The organism is Candidatus Thiosymbion oneisti (assembly GCF_900092655.1).
Lineage (GTDB): Bacteria > Pseudomonadota > Gammaproteobacteria > Chromatiales > Chromatiaceae > Thiosymbion > Thiosymbion oneisti.
On the sequence record NZ_FLUY01001144.1, the window covers coordinates 1 to 2,039 of the forward strand.

The window sequence follows — 2,039 nt, forward strand, 5'->3', positions numbered from 1 at the left end:
CATTTAACGCCACGACGCAATGGCGCCAAGACGCAAAGTTTCTTTGTTCTTTCTTGGCGTCTTGGCGTCCTTGCGTCCTTGCGTTTTTTCGCAACTTCCGTTTTTTCGCGAACTGAGCCACTACCGGATTTAAAGCGTTCGTATCAGGCCGAACCGGGCAAGCGAGGGTAATCCATGAGACCCCAGAGGGGCCTTCCGGAGGTCACACAGAAGGATTGCCGGCTTGACAGCCTCTTGCCCCGCCCCTAGCATCATTGGCCGCCATTTTCATTTAGTCGCTTCCCCATCAGTATGGACTTGTCGGAGATTCGCGCTCCCGTCGCAGAGGACATGCAGATCGTCGACCGTTTGATCTTGCGACGACTCAAGTCCGATGTGACCCTTATCAACCAAATCGGTCACTACATCATTGAGAGTGGCGGCAAACGGCTGCGCCCGCTCACCGTGCTCCTAGTGGCTCGTGCCTGCGGCTATCAGGGTAACCAACATACCGGGCTTGCCGCCGTAGTGGAGTTCATCCACACCGCCACCCTCCTCCACGATGATGTCGTCGACGGTTCGGAGCTGCGCCGTAGCCGCGAGACCATCAATTCGGTATGGGGCAACCAGGGGAGTGTCCTGGTTGGTGATTTCCTCTATTCGCGCGCCTTCGAGATGATGGTAGACCTGGACAACATGCGGGTGATGGACGTCCTCTCCCACGCCACCAACCGCATCGCCGAGGGTGAGGTGTTACAGCTGCTCAACTGCAATGATCCGGACACCACCGAAGCGCGTTACCTGGAAGTCATCGAGCGCAAGACCGCGACCCTGTTCGAGGCTGGTACTCGCCTAGGTGCGGTGCTTGCCCAAGCCCCGGAAGCAATGGAAACCGCCGCCGCCCAATACGGGCTCCAGCTCGGAATCGCCTTTCAATTGGTGGATGATGCCCTCGACTACCATGCCGACGATGACCGATTAGGCAAGAACCTGGGCGATGACCTGGCCGAAGGCAAGCCCACACTCCCGATCATCCGGGCGATGGAGGTAGGCACCGACCAGGAACGCAGGCTCCTGCGCCAAGCCGTCGAGAACGGCGGACGGGATCAAATCGATGCGGTTGCCGAGGTGATTGAATCGACAGAGGCCATTGATTACACTATCTCGGTTGCGCGCCGACACGCGCAGTTGGCCAAGGAATCGGCCGCGATGCTTCCCGAATCGGTCCAGCGCACGGCGTTGAAGAAGCTGGCGGATTTCGCCGTTGCGCGCACCTACTAACTAAATCGGGGTGTAGCTCAGTCTGGTAGAGCACTACGTTCGGGACGTAGGGGCCGGAGGTTCGAATCCTCTCACCCCGACCAATTCATACTCGATTTCTGTTCCCTCGCGATGTCGCGAACGGCGCGTCCTAGCCTGTACGAGCTTATCTCGTCAACCGTCCGCATTCCACATCCAGCGCCCGTGAGGTTGCCTAAATCCGTACCGGATGGCAGATTGTCGTTATGACCTCCGCTGTTCAGCTCTACGAAGCGCTCGCCACAGCGCCGGACGACAAGACCCGTGCGAAGCTGATCGCGGAGGCCATTGAGCGTCTGGAAGAGCGCTATCCCCACCTCCCCGACCTCACTACCCGGGCCCATCTGCGGGAAACAGAGCTTTGCCTGCGCGAAGAGATCGGACAGGTCCGTGCGAACCTCAAGGCCGGGATCGAGCAACTCCGCTCAGAAATCGAGCAGCTCCGCTCGGAGCTCAAGACCGAAATCGCGAACGTCAAGCTGGATTTGATCAAGTGGATCGTCCCGATGATGTTCGCCCAGGTTGCGGTCATTGCAGCCCTAGTCAAGCTATTGTAGGTCACCGCGTTCTCAGGCACGCCGCTCCATGGTCACTACGACGACAACAAAAAACGACGCCTTGAGCAATTATGATGGGTAATGGTTAATATATAAGTGATAACATGACCAGCGGTACTGGCTACTATGTCCCCTCTCCCGCCGGGAGAGGGGTTGGGGAGAGGGGGTCAAAAAGATGAATCGCTCTACTTTTTCACTTATAGG

2 protein-coding genes and 1 tRNA gene are annotated in these 2,039 nt (G+C 57.9%); all 3 read left to right on the forward strand.

Annotated features, from left to right (window positions below; translation table 11 throughout):
- Positions 1–291: 291 nt before the first annotated feature.
- The 3 genes from BQ17_RS11675 to BQ17_RS11685 all read left to right on the forward strand — a co-directional run bounded on the left by BQ17_RS11675 (position 292) and on the right by BQ17_RS11685 (position 1,835).
- A complete protein-coding gene (locus BQ17_RS11675) occupies positions 292–1,260 on the forward strand; it encodes a polyprenyl synthetase family protein (protein ID WP_089727262.1) in 969 nt (322 codons plus the stop codon).
- 6 nt (positions 1,261–1,266) lie between these two features.
- Positions 1,267–1,343 (forward strand) — tRNA-Pro (locus tag BQ17_RS11680).
- Between the two features lie 141 nt (positions 1,344–1,484).
- Positions 1,485–1,835, forward strand: a complete 351-nt coding sequence (locus BQ17_RS11685; RefSeq protein WP_089727264.1) for a CCDC90 family protein — start codon at positions 1,485–1,487, stop codon at positions 1,833–1,835.
- Positions 1,836–2,039: the final 204 nt, after the last annotated feature.

Excerpts from the sequence above, each read along its gene's own strand:
- BQ17_RS11675 (WP_089727262.1), top strand. The coding sequence starts at position 292 with ATGGACTTGTCGGAGATTCGCGCTCCCGTCGCAGAGGACATGCAGATC.
- BQ17_RS11685 (WP_089727264.1), top strand. The coding sequence starts at position 1,485 with ATGACCTCCGCTGTTCAGCTCTACGAAGCGCTCGCCACAGCGCCGGAC.